At 74.0% G+C, this 15,502-nt stretch carries 16 protein-coding genes; 7 read left to right on the top strand and 9 right to left on the bottom strand.

Annotated elements, in window-relative coordinates; all coding sequences use genetic code 11:
* Nucleotides 1–34: 34 nt before the first annotated feature.
* Together MWU57_RS05765 and MWU57_RS05760 are read left to right on the top strand one after the other, a co-directional pair.
* Nucleotides 35–394 (top strand): RNA-binding S4 domain-containing protein, encoded by a 360-nt coding sequence (locus tag MWU57_RS05765; protein WP_106269666.1) that lies wholly within the window; start codon nt 35–37, stop codon nt 392–394.
* Nucleotides 395–514: 120 nt separating this feature from the next.
* Nucleotides 515–1,651, top strand: a complete 1,137-nt coding sequence (locus MWU57_RS05760; RefSeq protein ID WP_246907923.1) for a dipeptidase — start codon at nt 515–517, stop codon at nt 1,649–1,651.
* A gap of 29 nt (nt 1,652–1,680) precedes the next feature.
* On the opposite strand, the gene MWU57_RS05755 is transcribed toward MWU57_RS05760, so the two are convergent.
* Entirely contained in the window at nt 1,681–1,941 is a 261-nt protein-coding gene (locus MWU57_RS05755; protein ID WP_106269664.1) for a hypothetical protein, read from the bottom strand.
* Between the two features lie 167 nt (nt 1,942–2,108).
* Here MWU57_RS05755 and MWU57_RS05750 point away from each other — a divergent pair, with 167 nt between their 5' ends.
* The gene (locus tag MWU57_RS05750; RefSeq protein WP_246907921.1) at nt 2,109–4,220 is read left to right on the top strand and encodes a hypothetical protein; all 2,112 of its coding nucleotides are present in this window, start codon (nt 2,109–2,111) and stop codon (nt 4,218–4,220) included.
* 4 nt (nt 4,221–4,224) lie between these two features.
* On the opposite strand, the gene MWU57_RS05745 is transcribed toward MWU57_RS05750, so the two are convergent.
* Together MWU57_RS05745 and MWU57_RS05740 are read right to left on the bottom strand one after the other, a co-directional pair.
* A complete protein-coding gene (locus tag MWU57_RS05745) occupies nt 4,225–5,526 on the bottom strand; it encodes a hypothetical protein (protein WP_246907919.1) in 1,302 nt (433 codons plus the stop codon).
* Nucleotides 5,523–6,107, bottom strand: coding sequence for an RNA polymerase sigma factor (locus MWU57_RS05740; RefSeq protein ID WP_246907917.1), 585 nt, complete (start codon nt 6,105–6,107; stop codon nt 5,523–5,525). The genes MWU57_RS05745 and MWU57_RS05740 overlap by 4 nt, the downstream gene beginning before the upstream one ends.
* A gap of 198 nt (nt 6,108–6,305) precedes the next feature.
* Here MWU57_RS05740 and MWU57_RS05735 point away from each other — a divergent pair, with 198 nt between their 5' ends.
* The 3 genes from MWU57_RS05735 (at nt 6,306) to MWU57_RS05725 (ending at nt 8,723) form a co-directional block, all read left to right on the top strand.
* Nucleotides 6,306–6,848 carry a hypothetical protein gene (locus tag MWU57_RS05735; protein WP_106269660.1) on the top strand — a complete coding sequence of 181 codons (543 nt, stop codon included), beginning with the start codon at nt 6,306–6,308 and terminating at the stop codon, nt 6,846–6,848.
* A 197-nt stretch (nt 6,849–7,045) separates the two neighbouring features.
* Nucleotides 7,046–7,966 carry a universal stress protein gene (locus MWU57_RS05730; protein ID WP_246907915.1) on the top strand — a complete coding sequence of 307 codons (921 nt, stop codon included), beginning with the start codon at nt 7,046–7,048 and terminating at the stop codon, nt 7,964–7,966.
* A gap of 109 nt (nt 7,967–8,075) precedes the next feature.
* A complete protein-coding gene (locus MWU57_RS05725) occupies nt 8,076–8,723 on the top strand; it encodes a response regulator transcription factor (RefSeq protein WP_246907912.1) in 648 nt (215 codons plus the stop codon).
* Nucleotides 8,724–8,777: 54 nt separating this feature from the next.
* Here MWU57_RS05725 and MWU57_RS05720 read toward each other — a convergent pair whose 3' ends face one another.
* Complete coding sequence (locus MWU57_RS05720) at nt 8,778–10,403, bottom strand: GAF domain-containing sensor histidine kinase (RefSeq protein WP_246907911.1); 1,626 nt, start codon at nt 10,401–10,403, stop codon at nt 8,778–8,780.
* A 126-nt stretch (nt 10,404–10,529) separates the two neighbouring features.
* Here MWU57_RS05720 and MWU57_RS05715 point away from each other — a divergent pair, with 126 nt between their 5' ends.
* Complete coding sequence (locus tag MWU57_RS05715) at nt 10,530–11,447, top strand: universal stress protein (protein WP_246907910.1); 918 nt, start codon at nt 10,530–10,532, stop codon at nt 11,445–11,447.
* A 45-nt stretch (nt 11,448–11,492) separates the two neighbouring features.
* Here the strand turns inward: MWU57_RS05715 and MWU57_RS05710 are convergent, their stop codons facing one another.
* The 5 genes from MWU57_RS05710 to erm all read right to left on the bottom strand — a co-directional run bounded on the left by MWU57_RS05710 (nt 11,493) and on the right by erm (nt 15,415).
* Complete coding sequence (locus MWU57_RS05710; RefSeq protein ID WP_246907908.1) at nt 11,493–12,059, bottom strand: GNAT family N-acetyltransferase; 567 nt, start codon at nt 12,057–12,059, stop codon at nt 11,493–11,495.
* A 4-nt stretch (nt 12,060–12,063) separates the two neighbouring features.
* Nucleotides 12,064–12,639, bottom strand: coding sequence for a 1-acyl-sn-glycerol-3-phosphate acyltransferase (locus tag MWU57_RS05705; protein ID WP_106269655.1), 576 nt, complete (start codon nt 12,637–12,639; stop codon nt 12,064–12,066).
* 9 nt (nt 12,640–12,648) lie between these two features.
* The gene (locus MWU57_RS05700; RefSeq protein WP_246907906.1) at nt 12,649–13,719 is read right to left on the bottom strand and encodes an AI-2E family transporter; all 1,071 of its coding nucleotides are present in this window, start codon (nt 13,717–13,719) and stop codon (nt 12,649–12,651) included.
* A gap of 10 nt (nt 13,720–13,729) precedes the next feature.
* Nucleotides 13,730–14,554, bottom strand: a complete 825-nt coding sequence (locus tag MWU57_RS05695) for a hypothetical protein (protein ID WP_246907904.1) — start codon at nt 14,552–14,554, stop codon at nt 13,730–13,732.
* A 75-nt stretch (nt 14,555–14,629) separates the two neighbouring features.
* Complete coding sequence (gene erm / locus MWU57_RS05690; protein WP_246907903.1) at nt 14,630–15,415, bottom strand: 23S ribosomal RNA methyltransferase Erm; 786 nt, start codon at nt 15,413–15,415, stop codon at nt 14,630–14,632.
* Nucleotides 15,416–15,502: the final 87 nt, after the last annotated feature.

Here is a 15,502-nt window from a genome sequence, read left to right as displayed (position 1 = left end):
GCGGCCGGGCGAGGGGTCGTGGGAGAGTAGACGGATGCGGGTCGACATCTGGCTGTGGGCGGTGCGGCTCTTCAAGAGCCGCTCCGTCGCGGCTTCCACGTTGCGTGCCGGCCGGGTGCGGGTGAACGGCACGGTCGCCAAGCCGGCGACGTCGGTGGCGGTCGGCGACCGCATCACCTGGCGCGACCCCCTGCGGGAACGCGTCGTCGTGGTCCGCGAGCTGATCCCCAAGCGGGTCGGCGCGCCCCTCGCCGTCAAGGCCTACGAGGACCAGAGCCCGCCGGTGCCGACGCGCGAGGAGCGTGCCGCCGTCGGGCTGCGGGAACGCGGTGCCGGCCGGCCCACCAAGCGGGAGCGGCGGGAGATCGACAAGCTCCGCGGACGACGGCGGTAGCCCGGCCGCACTACCTCGGCGCGCGAGCCACTACCTCGGCGCGCGAGCCACTACCTCGGCGACGGGCGCTGTCGGGCCCCCGGCCGACGCCGGGAGCCCGCGAGGGCTAGTGTCGCCAGCATGGTGAGTGAACGAGTGCGGGACCTCCTGGCCGACCAACCGGTGTGGGACGGGCACAACGACCTGGCGTGGGAGGCCCGCGAGCAGGTCGCCTACGACTGGGACCGGCTCGACATCTCCGGCTCGACCAAGGGTCGGACGCACACCGACATCCCACGGCTGCGTGCCGGGGGCGTGGGCGCCCAGTTCTGGTCCGTCTACGTGCCCACCAACCTGCCGGGTGCGGAGGCCGTCGTCGCGACGCTCGAGCAGATCGACGCGGTGCACCGGATGGTCGCCCGCAACACCGACCAGCTCCAGCTCGCCACCAGCGCCGCCGACGTCGAGGAGGCGTGGGCGCACGGCCGGATCGCCAGCCTGCTCGGCGCGGAGGGCGGCCACTCGATCGACGGTTCCCTCGGCGTGCTGCGGATGCTGTGCTCGCTGGGCGTGTCGTACATGACGCTCACCCACAACGACAGCACCTCGTGGGCGGACTCCGCCACGGACGAGCCGGGCGACCACGGCGGGCTGAGCGGGTTCGGCCGCGAGGTGGTGCGCGAGATGAACAGCCTCGGCATGCTCGTCGACCTGTCCCACGTCGCGGTCGGCACCATGCACGCGGCCCTCGACGTCAGCGAGGCACCCGTGATCTTCTCCCACTCCAGCGCCCGCGCGGTCTGCGACGTGCCCCGCAACGTGCCCGACGACGTCCTGTCACGCCTGGCGGACAACGGCGGCGTCTGCATGGTCACCTTCGTGCCGCAGTTCGTCACGCCGGAGGTGGCGCGCTGGAAGGAGCAGGCCGCCGAGGCCGCCGCGGCCGAGGGTGTCCGGGCCACCGACTACCCGGCCTTCCATCGTTTCCTGGCCCGGTGGCGGGAGACGAACCCGGCGCCGCCCACCCGGCTCGAACACGTCGTCGAGCACATCGAGCACGTGCGCGAGGTGGCGGGCGTCGAGCACGTCGGCCTGGGCGGGGACTACGACGGCGCGGACGGGTTCGCGCCGGAGCTCGCCGACGTCTCGGGCTATCCCGCGCTCCTGGAGGCGCTGGCGGACCGCGGGTGGACGGACAGCGACCTCGGGCAGCTCACCAGCCGCAACATGCTGCGCGTCATGCGCAACGCGGAGGCCGTCGCGACGCGCCTGGACTGAGCCCCGGCGCCGGGCGCCGGCCGGCGAGCTCAGACGCCGAGCGTCCGCGCGGACCAGGACAGGCCGAGCGCCTGCAGCACCTCGTGCGGGTCGCGGTCCGCGGCGTCGGAGTAGGCGCGCAGCGACATGACCGACGCCGTGAGCATCGTCGTCATCACCTGGCGGGCGAGCCGGGGATCCTGGCTGGCCTCGTCGAGCAGCTCCTGGACGATCCGTGACCGGATGCCCAGGTCGGGATCGGTGCACGCCGTCAGCAGCGCGATGGTGGTAGATCCGGCCTCTGAGAACATGACGACCCCCCGGGTCTCGTGTGACTCCGGTCTACCCCACGCGCGAGCGTGGCGCGAGCCGGGGACGTCGATCTCCGGCGCCCGGGGATACCGACCGGTCACCCGGTACCGCTACGATCGGCCCGACGACCGCCGGGTCGTCGGACGGACAACACGACGGAGCAGACGTGGCGCGCGCGGACCGGACCCGACAGAGCTTGCCGGGGCGCCTGCTCCGCCGCACGACGACGGCGGCGCTCGCCCTCGCGCTGGGGCTCGGTGGGTTGCTCGTCGCACCGGCCGCCGTCGTGCCCGCCGCCGCCGCGAACGGGATCACCGAGGAGTCGCACGCCCGGTTCGTCGTCCAGGGCAAGGGCCGCGTCACGGCGGAGGTCACGACCACCATCACCAACGTCACCCCGGACCGCGGCAACACGTACTACTACTGGGACTCCTACGGCATCGGCGTGCCGGCGAGCGCCAAGAACGTGCGGGCCACGAGCGGCGGGTCGTCGCTGACGGTGAGCTTCCAGGCGGAGCCCGAGGACCCCAACGTCCAGTGGGCCACCGCCCGGTTCGCGCCGCTGCGCTACGGACGCAGCCGCACGATCGTGTGGACGTACGAGATCGGCGGCGCACCGATCCGTTCCGACCGGTGGACCCGCGTCGGTCCCGGCTACGGCACCTTCGCCGCGCAGGCGACCGGCGACCCCGGCAGCGTCAGCGTCGAGGTCGTGGTGCCGAAGGCGATGACGTTCGACGCCACCGCCGACTTCACGCCCGACCAGCGGGGCAAGAAGACCGTGTACACGCTCGACGAGGCCACCGACGAGTGGGGCGTCTGGGCCGCCGTGTCGGTACGCGACCCCGCCAAGACCGAGGAGAAGCAGGTCACCGTCGGCGACGCCGCCCTGACCCTGCAGAGCTTCCCCGGGGACAAGACGTGGCGGAAGTTCGCCGCCGACCGCGTCACCGTGGGCCTGCCCGTCCTGGAGTCGTTCCTCGGCGAACCGTGGCCGGGCCGCATCGAGGTCATCCGCGAGGACGTCTCCCCGCAGGTCCTCGGCTACGCCTGGTTCGACGACGTCGGTGACGAGATCGTCCTGGGCGAGGAGCTCGACGAGGCCACGCTCTTCCACGAGCTCGGCCACGCCTGGTTCGACGACGGACGGTTCGAGGGCCGCTGGCTCTACGAGGGCCTGACCGAGACCACGGCGTACCGCGTGATCGACGCCGTCGACGGCGAGGGTGAGCCGCGCCCGGCGCCGAGCCGCCGATCGAAGGTCGCCGTGCCGCTGGTGGACTGGTCCGAGACGGAGCGCGACCCGGCCACCGAGACGTACGCCTACGCCGCCGCGTACACCGCGGTGCACCGGCTGCTCGGGGACCTCGACGACGAGACGTTCACCGCCGTCGTCTCCGCGGCCTACGCGGGGGAGGGTGCCTACGAGGAGGCCGGCAGCACCCGCAACAACCACGGGCGGGTCGACTGGCAGCGGTTCCTCGACCTCGTCGCCGAACGGGGCGGCGTCGACGGCACGCGGGCCTACGAGAAGTGGGTGGTCGACGGCGACGGGGCCGATCTCCTCGCCGAGCGCGCCGACGCCCGCGACGCCTACGTGGAGCTCGACGAGTCCGACGGCGCGTGGCAGGTGCCGCTGGGGCTGCGGCGGGACATGACGAACTGGAACTTCGACCAGGCCGCGGACGAGGTCGGCACGCTCAAGGCGCTCGCACCGGAGGCCGTCGCCGTCCAGGAGGCGGCGGAGACCACCGGCCTCGGCGTCCCGGACACGGTGCGCGCCGCGTACGAGGACGCCGAGACCCCCGCCGAGTACGAAGAGCTCGGCAGCCTGCTGCCGCAGGCCGTCACCACGATGGAGCAGGTCAGCCGCGCCTCGACGGCGGTGGCGGCAGAGAGCGACCCGGTCACTGAGCTCGGCGAGTCGCTGCTCGACGCCGACGCCACGGCGGCCGGGTCGCGGGCCGCCCTCGCGGACGGCGAGCTCGACCGGGCGGCGGCGCTCGCGGAGGAGACCACCGCGCAGGCCGACCGCGCGCTGTGGATCGGCCTGGCCGTGATCGTCGGCGGTCTGCTCCTGCTCGCGCTCGTCGTGCTCGTGCCGGTGCTGCTGGTCCGGCGCCGTCGTCGCCGGCGAGCGGCCGGGCTGACGGCACCCCAGGTGGTGGCGGTCATCCCTGCGCCAGGTGCGGCGCCGGACGGCACCATGCCGGAGGACGCTACGCAGGACGCGGCCGACGGCGGCACGGACGACGCGAAGGCGCCCGTCGGCGGCTGAGCGCCTACTCGAAGACGGTGCGCTCGCCGCCCGGCGACCCGTCGGTGAGGTACCAGCGGAGCGTGGCGTCCTGCCACGGGTCGTCGCCCTCCTCGCTGCCCAGGGCCGCGCCCCAGACCACCCAGTAGCCGTCGACGACCTCCGCGTCGAACAGCAGGCCGTCGGTCGTGGTGACCTGGACGCGCGCCACGTCGTCCCCGGCGCGGCCGACGAGTGCCGCGGCACGGCCGCCCCCTCCACCGGAATCCGTCGTCGCCTCGTCGGCCGCAGGCGCGGGTACCGAGCTCGTCCCGCTGGTGGTGAACCATCGGGTGTAGGGCGGAGCGGCGTCCTGGGCGCACAGCACCGTGCTGCGGTCACCGTCCGCGAGCAGCGTCACGCCGATCTCGTCGTGCACCCCTTCGAGCACCCGCCGGAGGTCCGACCACTCCGACGTGCGCGGGCACTCCTCGCGCCGCGCCTCGGCCAGCGGCGTGGTGGCGTCGACCCCCGGCCAGGCCTCGTCGAGCGCCATCGATCGCTCGGTGCCGTCCTCGAGCTGCCAGGTGAACCTCGGCTCCGCGTCCTGCGGGATGCGATCCTCCGGGGAGAAGAACGCGGACCAGTAGCCGTCGTCGGTCACCCGCGCCTCGACGACGCTGCGGGACGTGCCCTGGTCCCACTCGTGCGTGACCACCACGCCGGTGACGTTCGCATCGGCGACGCCCCACACGACGGGGGCGCGGCCTGTCGTGATGCCGCGGGGGAGGATCTCGTCCGCCGCCGGTTCGACGTCGGGCAGCGACCAGGTGGCGGTCGAGGTGAACCCGCCACCCTCTCCCCGGATCTCGGAGCACGCCCCGGCGAGCCCGCCGCCGTCGAGCACGAGGAGGGTGGTGTCGGTGGACTCGCTCGCGACGGTGCGCCAGACCGGCTCCTCGGCATCCTCGGGCAGCGGGCCGAGATGGCGCAGCAGCTGGTCCTCGCACGTGCTCTCGGGCGACGCGGGGAAGATCCCGGCCTCCCCGGGGAGGAGCACGATCCCGACGCTGACCACGCCGACGACCCCGGCAGCCGCCGCTGCGGCCCCGAGGTGCCGGTTCCGGCGCCGGCGGGCGGCGCCGAGCGGCGTGACGACGTCGTCGGGCGCGTCGTCGTGGAGGTCGACCACGTGGGCGCCGTCGTGCGCTCGGCCTCGACGCGAGCCGAACCGCTCGTCCTCGGTGGTGTCGAAGACGGCGGAGCGCGCCGCCGCGAGACGCTCCGGGTCGGGGGAGGACGTCGGGGCGAGACGGGCGAGCCGGTCGTCGATGTTCGAGGTGCTCATGCGGACCTCCGGGTGGCTGGTGTGCTGCTGCCGACAGCGCGCAGCGCGGAAGAGTCGTCGTCGACGAACGCGGCCAGGCGGCGTCGCGCGCGGTGCAGGCGGACGTGGAAGGCCGCCGTCGTGCACCCGGCGACGTCCGCGGCCCGGGACGGCGCCAACCCGTCCCAGGCGACCAGGAGGATCGCCTCGCGCTCCCGGTCGGTGAGCGTGGCGAGCCCGCGCAGCAGCTGGTCGCGCTCGGTGGCCAGGGACTCGGGCGACCCGGACACCGACGGCGCCGCGTTCTCGAGCCGGGTCAGCTCGGTGGTGAGCAGCCGCCGGCGCGCCTGGGACCGCGCCGCGTTGTACCGCAGGTTGCGCGCCACGACGAGCAGCCACGGCAGGGCCTCGGCCGGGACGTCGTCGAGACGCCGCCACGCGACGAGGAAGGTCTCGGACAGCAGGTCCTGAGCGGTGTCCGGGTCGGTGTGGCGCAGCAGGTAGGCCTGGACGCGGACCGCGTGGGCGTCCCAGAGCGCGGCGAGGCGCTCGGCAGGATCGCCGTCGGCCGGTGCCGGGTCACCGGGGGGAGAAGTGCTCACACCACGTAGTGTCCCCGGCCGGACGGGGCTTACGTGCCCCGATCGGGACCTTCGGCCCTCGCGGCAGGGCCGACGTACCCGCAGGTCAGGACCGTTGCACCCTGCCGAAGCGCGGTGCCCGACGGCGATGCTGAACGTGTCGCCCGGAAGAGAACCGGGCAGCGAGGGCCGGGCTCCCCCCGGCCGGAGGAGGAAGCCATGACCACCACCGTCCGGGGCGCGCAGAGCGTACCCACCGCACCGGAGCGCACCGCGTTGTCGCCCACCGCGGCGATCACGTTCGCGGTGCTCCGTCTGCTCATCGCCTTCCAGTTCCTGTGGGCCTTCGCGGACAAGACGTTCGGTCTGGGGCTGGCCACGCCGGCCGAGAACGCGTGGATCTCCGGCGGCTCGCCGACGGAGGGCTTCCTCAGCAATGTCGAGGGTCCGTTCGCCGACTTCTTCGGAGCGATGGCCGGGGTCGTCGTCATCGACTGGCTGTTCATGCTCGGCCTGCTCGGTATCGGTCTGGCCCTCGCGCTCGGCATCGGGATGCGGATCGCCGCCGGCGCGGGTGCGCTGCTGCTGGTCATGATGTGGATGGCCGCCCTGCCGATCGACGTCAACCCGTTCCTCGACGACCACCTCATCGAAGCCGTCGTCCTGATCGGTCTGGCTGCCGTCGCGGCCGGGGACACGTTCGGGCTCGGGCGTCGCTGGGCGGCGACCGACCTGGTCCGCCGTTACCCGATCCTGCGCTGAGCGGGCAGCGAGATCGTCCGTGCCGCTGACCGCCTCGAGGTCGTCCCCGACCTCGGGGCCGTCGGTGAGCCAGGTTCGGGGACCGCGGCTCGCGGTGCCCGGACCGGGACTTTCGGCCCATGAGGTCGGGACATGCGGCACTGCCGGTCCGATCCGGCGGCCGTGTCCGATGGAGAAGAGGGACCAAGGAGGACGTGATGAGCGAGCGACACGGAGTCGTCGTCGGCGTGGACGGCTCGACGGACAGCGACCAGGCGCTCTACTGGGCGGCGGCGGAGGCCGTCCGCCGAAGGACCACCCTGACCGTGCTGACCACGTACGACGTCACGACGGTCCCGGGCAGCGCCGGCTACGGGATCGGTCCGGACGCGATGCGGGACGAGGCCACCGTCGTCGTCGGACGGGCGGCCGAACGGCTGGCGAAGGCCCGCGAGGAGTGTGCCGGCCAGGTGCCGGAGGCCGACGACATCAGCTGGGAGACGGTGCGCGGGTCAGCGGCCGGCGTGCTGGTCGAGCACTCCGCGACGAGCGCTCTGCTCGTCGTCGGACGCCGTGGTCTGAACGCCTTCGACCGGGTCGTCCTGGGGTCCGTGTCCGCGGTCTTGTCGGCCAGGGCGAGAGGTCCGGTGGCCATCGTCCCGTTCGACCCCGTCGCGGCGGCCACGGCCTGCCCCGGCGACGTCGTCGGTGCGGTGTGGCGCGTCGCGGCCGCCGTCGACTTCGACGACCACCTCGAGCGGGTGCTCGACATCGCGTTCGAAGAGGCGCAGCACGCCGGGGTCCCCCTGCTGCTCGTCCACGCGCTCCACTCGGAGTTCATCGCCGGGCCGTACGCGATGGACACCGCGTGGGTGCACGAGTACGCGGAGGAGGCGACGGCTCGCCTCCACGACGAGCTGAGCCGGTGGGAGCAGAAGTACCCGACGGTGCCGACGACCATCGAGATGGCCCGCGGGTCGATCGTCGACGTGCTCACGCGACGGCTCAGCCGGCACGACCTCGTCGTGGTCGGCGGCCGGCCGCACGCGCCCATCCTCGGTCGGATCTTCAGGTCCGACGCCGACCGCCTCGGTCGCGACGTCGAGTGCCCGATCCTCGTCGCGCACGAACAGCGTTGACGACTCACACCTCCCGCCTGACCGTGAATCCCCCTGAGACGGTCAGGCGGGCAGGGTCTGCCCGGCCCGGGGCTACCCGATCCCGCGCAGGGTGCGTAGCGTGGTCACCATGAGCGAACGGGCCGTGCGGGTCTTCCTCGTGGACGACCACGAGGTGGTCCGTCGCGGTGTCGCCGACCTCCTCGAGGCGGAGGACGACCTCGAGGTCGTCGGCGAGGCCGGGTCCGCCGCCGAGGCGTTGGCCCGGATCCCGGCCCTGCGGCCGGACGTCGCCGTGCTGGACGTCCGCCTGCCGGACGGCGACGGCGTGAGCGTCTGCCGCGAGCTGCGGTCGACCACCGACGTCGCCTGCCTCATGCTCACCTCCTTCGACGACGACGAGGCCCTGTTCGACGCGATCCTCGCCGGCGCCGCGGGCTACGTCCTCAAGCAGGTGCGGGGGCACGACCTGCTGTCGGCGATCCGCACGGTCGCGGCGGGCGGGTCGACGCTCGACCCGCGGGCGTCCCGCCTCGTCATGGAGCGCATGCGGGCGCAGGACCACCCCGCGGCCGACCCGCTGGGGGACCTGACGGCCCAGGAACGGCGCGTGCTGGCGCTGATCGGTCAGGGACTGACGAACCGCCAGATCGGTGCCGAGCTCTTCCTCGCCGAGAAGACGGTCAAGAACTACGTCTCCAGCGTGCTGGCGAAGCTCGGCCTGGAGCGCCGGGTCCAGGCGGCGGTGCTCGCCACCCGCCTCGAGCAGCGCCCGTGAGCCCGCGGCCCTGAACGGTCCCGCCGACGACGGACGGTCCCGCCGACGACGGCCCTACCCGTCCAGCGGGACGCGCCAGCACAGCGTGGTGCCCGGCCGCGCAGATGCGACGGTGAGCGTCCCGCCCAGCTCGAGGGCGCGGCGCTCGAGGTTCGCCAGACCGCTGCGCCGGGCGTCGGCGGGGATCCCGTGGCCGTCGTCGGACACGGTGAGGACGACGTCGTCGCCCGCGACGAGCTCGACGCCGACCCGCTGGGCGCCGGCGTGCCGGGCGACGTTGGACAACGCCTCCCGGAGCACCGCCACGAGGTGGTCCGCCGTCGGGGGTGGTACGAGCGTGTCCACCGGGCCGGCCATGTGGAGCGCCGGGGTGAAGCCCAGGGCGTGCGACGCGGCGTCGACCTCGGCCACGAGGCGGGCGCGCAGGCCCACCCGCCGGACCGTGCCCGTGGACGGCTGCAGCCCACGGATCGTGGTGCGGATCAGGCTGATCGTCTCGTCGAGGTCGGTCACGGCGCGACCCACCCGCTCCGCGTCGGCCGTCGCGTCGGACCGGTCCTGCAGGCGACGGCCGACACCCTCCAACGACAGACCGGTGGCGTAGAGACGCTGGATCGCGAGGTCGTGCAGGTCCCGGGCGATGCGGTCCCGGTCGCGCACGACCGCGAGCCGTTCGGCGTCGTGGCGTCGTTCGGCGAGCTCGAGGGCCACGGCTGCCTGCGCGGCGAACGCCGCCAGCGCGTCGATGACCACCCGCGGGAAGGGCGGCGTGCCGAGCCGGCGCCCGACGGTCAGGACGCCGGACGTCCGGCCCGGCCCGCCGAGCGGCAGCGCGGCCAACGGACCGACGACGCTCGGCGGGTTGAACGAGAGGGTCTGGCGGCGGTCCGACGCGGCGTCGTGCGTGACGACCGGACGGCCCGCGGTATAGGCCTCGGCAGCGAACGTGCCCTCCAGCGGCACGAAAGTGCCGACCAGCCCCTCCGTGCCGGGACCGTGGGCGGAACGCACCTGGAGGTGGTCGTCCTGGTCCACGGCAACGGTCGCCAGGACCGCCACGTCCGCTGCGGCGACCTGCAGCGCCTCCTGCGCCACGGCGTCGAGCACGAGCTCCGGGGGATCGCCCTCCAGCACCCGCCGGGAGATCTCGTCGTTGCCGTGCGCCCACCGCTCCCGCAGCGTCGCCTCGTCGTACAGCCGGGAGTTCTCGACGGCGACGCTCGCCGCGGAGGCCAGCGCCTCCACGAGGCGCTGGTCGTGCGGGCTGAACTCCCCGCCGTGCCGCTTGTCCGTGAGGTACAGGTTGCCGAACGGTCTGCCGTGGACCTGCAGCGGCACCCCGAGGAACGACCGCATCGGGGGATGGTGGGCCGGGAACCCGACCGAGCGAGGGTCCGCGCTCATGTCGGGGAGCCGCAACGGGACGGGGTGCCGGATCAGCTCACCCAGGAGCCCGCGTCCACGCGGGTAGGGACCGATGGCCCGGATCTCCTCCTCGCTGAGCCCGGCGGTGAGGAACTGGGCGATCCGGCCGTCCTCACCGATGATGCCGAGGGCCGCGTACCGGGCGTCGGCCACGTCCGCGGCGGTCTGCACGACGCGGTGCAGGGTGCCCTCGAGCTCGAGTCCACGACCGACGGAGAGCACGGCCTCGAGCAGGACGTCCACGTCGTCGGTCATGGGCCCACCGTAGCGGCGTGCGAGCTGTCCGGCCCGGGACCTTCGACCTGCCGGCAGGGGGCGCGCGCCCCTGCCGGAGGCCTGCGGCGCCGTGGCGTACTGGTCCCAGGAGCGAAGGAGGACGCCATGAGCACCACGCGGTACGGAGTGGTCGCCGGGATCGACGGGTCGTCGGCCGGTGACCAGGCCCTGGAATGGGCGGCGGCCGAGGCTGTGCGTCGTCGGACGGGCCTGACCGTGGTGACCGCCTACGAGGTCACGACGACGCCCTCCGCCGACGGGTACGGCCTCGGCCCAGCAGCGCTGCGGGCGGAGGCGCAGGGCGTGACCGACACGGCGCTGCGTCGCCTCGCGGAGAAGCGGCACCTGCGGCCCGGCTCGGTCCCGGAGTCCGACGACATCGACGCCGAGGTCGTCGAGGGTGCGCCCGCGGGGGTCCTGGTCGAACGGTCGGCCGTGGCGGACCTGGTCGTCGTGGGACGGCGCGGGCGGCACGCCCTGGACCGGCTGGTGCTGGGCTCGGTGTCGTCGGCCGTCTCGGCGATGGCCCGTGGCCCGGTCGCGGTGGTGCCGATCGACCCCGTCGCCCTGCAGTCCGCGTGCCCGGCCGACGCCGTCGGGCCGGTGTGGCGGGTCGTGGCCGCGGTCGACTTCGACGACCACCTGAACCGGGTGCTGGACCTGGCGTTCGACGAGGCCCGGCACGCCGGGGCGCCGTTGGCGGCCGTGCACGCGCTGACCAGGGACCTCGTCGCGGGGCCCTACGCCGCGGCGGGCGGCTGGGTCCACCAGTACCAGGACGAGGCGCTCGCGAGCGTGCACGACGAGATGCGGCGCTGGGGAGAGAAGTACCCCGGTGTGCAGTGGTCGGTCGAGCTCGGGCACGGGTCGTGCGTCGACGTCCTGGTCTCGCGCCTCAGCCGCCACGACCTGGTGGTGGTGGGCGGGCGCCGGCACACGCCGCTGACCGGCCGCGTCCTGCGGTCGGTGGCCGACCGGCTCACCCGCGACGTGCCCTGCCCCGTCATCGTGGCGCACGGTTAGCCCCGGCGCCCACGAACCTCCCGTCTGGCCGCTACCGCCTCGCGGTCAGGCGGGAGCCTCGTCGTCCGGCAGGATGCGCTGGAACAGCGCGTGGTCCTGCCAGCGGCCGGCGATGCGCAGGTACTGCGGGGCGGTACCGATGCGTGCGAAGCCGGTGCGATCGAGCACCCGCTGAGAGGCCGTGTTGTGCAGGAGCGTCGCCGCCTGCAGCCGGTGCAGCCCGAGGTCGTCGCGGGCGAAGACGGCGACCGCCTCGACCGCCGCGGTCATCACGCCGCGTCCGGTGAGGTCGGAGGCGAGCCAGTAGCCGAGGTGGGCGTTGCAGAACGCCCCGCGGACGACGTCGCTCAGCGTGACCCGCCCGACGACGTCCGCCCCACGGGTCAGCACGAAGGGCGTGCTGCGCCCGTTGAGGTGCTCCAGCAGCTGCACGGGGATGCGTGCGGCGTGGTACGCGGCCTCGTAGAACGCCGCGGGTCGGGCCGGCTCCCAGGGCTCCAGGTGCTCGCGGTCGCGGCGGTAGGCGGCGGCGAGGGCGGGGCCGTCGTCACGGTGCAGGAGCCGCAGCGTCACGCCGGCCGGCAGCGCGACCGGAGGAACGTCGTCGGGCACGGTGCTAGCCCTCCTCCGAGCGCAGCCGGGGCTCGGTGCGCAGCTCCGGGTTGTACCCGGACTTGTCGGCGTAGAACGCGCGGATCCGGTCCATGTCGGCGCCGACCTCGCCCGTGAGCTCGAGCGTCGGCCCGAGCCCCGTGGTCATCGTGGTGCGGTCCACGTAGCCGAGCGTGACGGGCAGGCCGGCCTCGCGGGCGATGCGGTAGAAGCCGGACTTCCAGCCGTCGCCCGAGCGCGTGCCCTCCGGGGTGACGACGAGGTGGAACACCTCGCCCCGGGACACGTGGTCCAGGACGTCGACGACCACCCGCGAGGGGTCACGGCGGTCGACGGGGATGCCGCCGAGCGCCCGCATGAGCGGGCCCTTCCAGCCGTTGAACAGCGTGTGCTTGCCCAGCCAGCGGATGTCCAGGCCGAGCCGCCACGAGATGGCGAGCATCAGGACGAAGTCCCAGTTGGACGTGTGGGGCGCACCGATGAGGATGCCGGCCCGGTCGGGGGCCGGCTCGCTCCGCAGGGTCCACCGGCTGAGCCGCCAGAAGAGGCCGGCGACGGCGCGTCGCAACGTGGTGAGCATCGACCGATCTTAGTCGGGTGCCGGCGGGCTCTCGAGCGCGCGCAGCCGCTCGGTGATCTTGATGAGGATGGCGACCACCGGGGTGGACAGCGCGGCCCCGAGCAGTCCGAACAGCGCACCGCCGGCGATGGTGGAACCCAGGATGACGATGGGGTGCATCTTCAGGGCACCCTGGGTCATGAAGGTCTGGATGATCGTCTGCACGCCGTTCTGGGCGACGAGGATGACGACGAGCATGACGAGGGCGGGGACCACGCCGCCGGACCCGAGCGCGATGAGCACCGCGAACGCGCCCGAGACGATCGCGCCGAGGAACGGCACGTACGAGGTGATGAGCGTGACGACCGCGATGGTGAAGGCGAGCGGGAGGTCGAGCAGCCAGGCGGCGACGCCGACGATGACGGACACGACGACGCTGGATGCGGTCAGCGCCAGGAAGTACCGGCGCATCGCCCAGGTGCCGTCGTCGATGATCCCGGCCCCGACGTCCTCGGCGACCCCCAGATGGCGGGCCGTCCAGCGCATGAGGACGTCCCAGTCCGACAGGATGAAGTAGAGCAGGAACACGCCGACGAACGTGCCCATCACCAGCGCCGCGGTCCCCGAGAACACGTTGCCGAGCTGAGCGGTGAAGCCGGAGAGCAGCATCGTGCCCCACTCGGGGAGGCCGGTCGCCTCGCCGGCGCCGACGTCCGGGAGCTCGACCCCGAGGTCGGCCGCCCACGCCTGGAGGGCCTCGAACCCCTCGGTGAGCTGCCGGCCGATCTCGGCGGCCTGCTGCACGACGCCGCGGACGGCCAGGCCGAGGGTCCCGGCGGCGACCGCGAGCAGCCCGAGCAGCACGACGAGCGCGGCGAGCGGCCGCGGCATCCACCGGCCGAGCCACGAGCACAGCGGGGCGAACAGCGCGCCGACCACCAGGGCGACGACCAGCGGGATCACCAGCCCGGAGATCATCGCCGTGCCGAGGTACACCGCGACCGAGGCCAGGGCCAGCCCGACGAACGCCCAGGCGCGGCGTCCCCAGCGTTCGAGGGTGGACCCGTCGTGCCCGACGGCGGAGGCGGCGGCAGGTGGCATGGACCTGAACCTATCCGAGCGGGCCCACCCGGGCTCGCGCGTCCCGGCGCGCGCGGAGCTCGGCGATCCGGGCCCGGCGCTCCTCGGGGCTCAGCGACGTCGGCGCGACGTCCGGCCCGTCGCCCGGACCGACGCCGTAGAAGCGCCGTCGCCAGGCCCGCCGGCCCAGCACGACGCTCCACACGGCCAGGCACGCGGCGCTCACCAGCAGGGCGGTCCGGGCGGGCACCGGGACGTCCGAGGCCAGACCGACCAGCGTCAGCAACCAGGCACCGCCCGCCGGCAGCGTCGCGACGAACATGTGCCCGTCCGGCAGCCAGCCCGAGGCGTACCAACGCATGAGCGAGCGGGTGGTCCGCGACGGGTGCACGGGCTGCAGCGAGAGCGCGACGCCGGACGCCGTCGGCAGGCCCAGAGCGTTGCCGCGCCCGACCCGTTGCGTGCGGGACAGCGGCTCTGCGGCGTGGCGGGGCCGTAGCGAGCGGCCGACGTACACGAACGACAGCGCGGCCAGCGGCCAGGTGGCGCACGGCAGGTACCAGAGCACCCCGGGTCCCCAGATCGCCACCAGCAGCGGCACGCTCAGCGCGAACGCCGTCATCTCGCCGGGCTGGGCCGTCAGGTCCCCCCAGAGGCCGCCGACCTCCATGGTGCCGTCGAGGGCGACGAAGACCAGGATCCCCGGACCCAGGGCCAGCACGAGGACGCTCAACGCCGTCCACACGAGCCCGACCAGGAGGTAGCCGAGGGGGCGGAGCGCCCGCCGGGCCGGGGTGACGGTCACCTCGGCTCCGGCAGGTCCGGCCCGCTGTGCGTCCTCGATGTCCCGCGCCATGTCCGTCTCCTCGTCCTCGGCCGGCGAGATGCAGGCTATCCGCACCGCATGGTCGATCGAGGCCGCACCCAGTCGTCACGCACGGGGCACGCCGGAGCGTCGCGGGACGGCTCGCCACAGACGGGCCCACTGCTCCGCGCGCAGGTCTCGCGGCAGCGCCCTCGCGGTCACGCCGCAGTCGGCCAGCAGCGTGGACGACGCGCGACGGGGCAGACCGGCCGCACCGGTGAGGACGTCGGCCAGGCTGCGTCCCCGCCCGGTGAAGACCCGACGGACGAACGCCTCGTAGGCGCGGCGGTCGCGGGCCGGGACGAGCGGCTCCGGGCGGCGCGTCGCGGTCAGGAGGCCGCCGTCGACCCCGGGGACGGGCCGGAAGTGCCGTGCCGGGACCCGGTCGTGCAGCGCGAAGGTGAACCAGGGGGCGGCCTGGGCGGTCATCATCGTCGCCCCACCGACACCGGCACGCTTGCGGGCCACCTCCCACTGGGTGAGCAGGACGGCGTGGCGCCAGGTGTCGCGGCCGAGGAGCCGTCGTAGCACCGGTGTGGTCAGGTGGAACGGGACGTTGCCGACGACGACGGGTCGGTCCAGCGGATGCCGCAGCACGTCGGCATGCTCGACCCGGACGGTCGGGAGGCGACGGCGCAGCGCCCGGACGCGGCGTTCGTCGAGGTCGATCGCCGTCAGGTCCCGGCCGAGCCGGGCAAGCGGGACGGTGAGGGCGCCGTCCCCGGCCCCGATCTCGAGGACGGGGCCGTCGGTGGCGGCGACGAGGGCGACGAGACGGTCGATCGTGGGGCGGTGGACGAGGAAGTTCTGGCCGAGCTCATGGCGGCCGCCATGGTGTGAACGGGTGGGCACGGGTGCGCTCCGAACGAGAGAAACGGAGCACCCCGACAGGCGTCAGGACATGACGAGGTGACGCGCGGCCGGGGTGCGAGGACGTCC

Source organism: Isoptericola sp. S6320L (assembly GCF_023015685.1).
Classification (GTDB): Bacteria; Actinomycetota; Actinomycetes; order Actinomycetales; family Cellulomonadaceae; genus Isoptericola; species Isoptericola halotolerans_A.
This window is presented reverse-complemented; position numbering and strand designations above follow the sequence as displayed.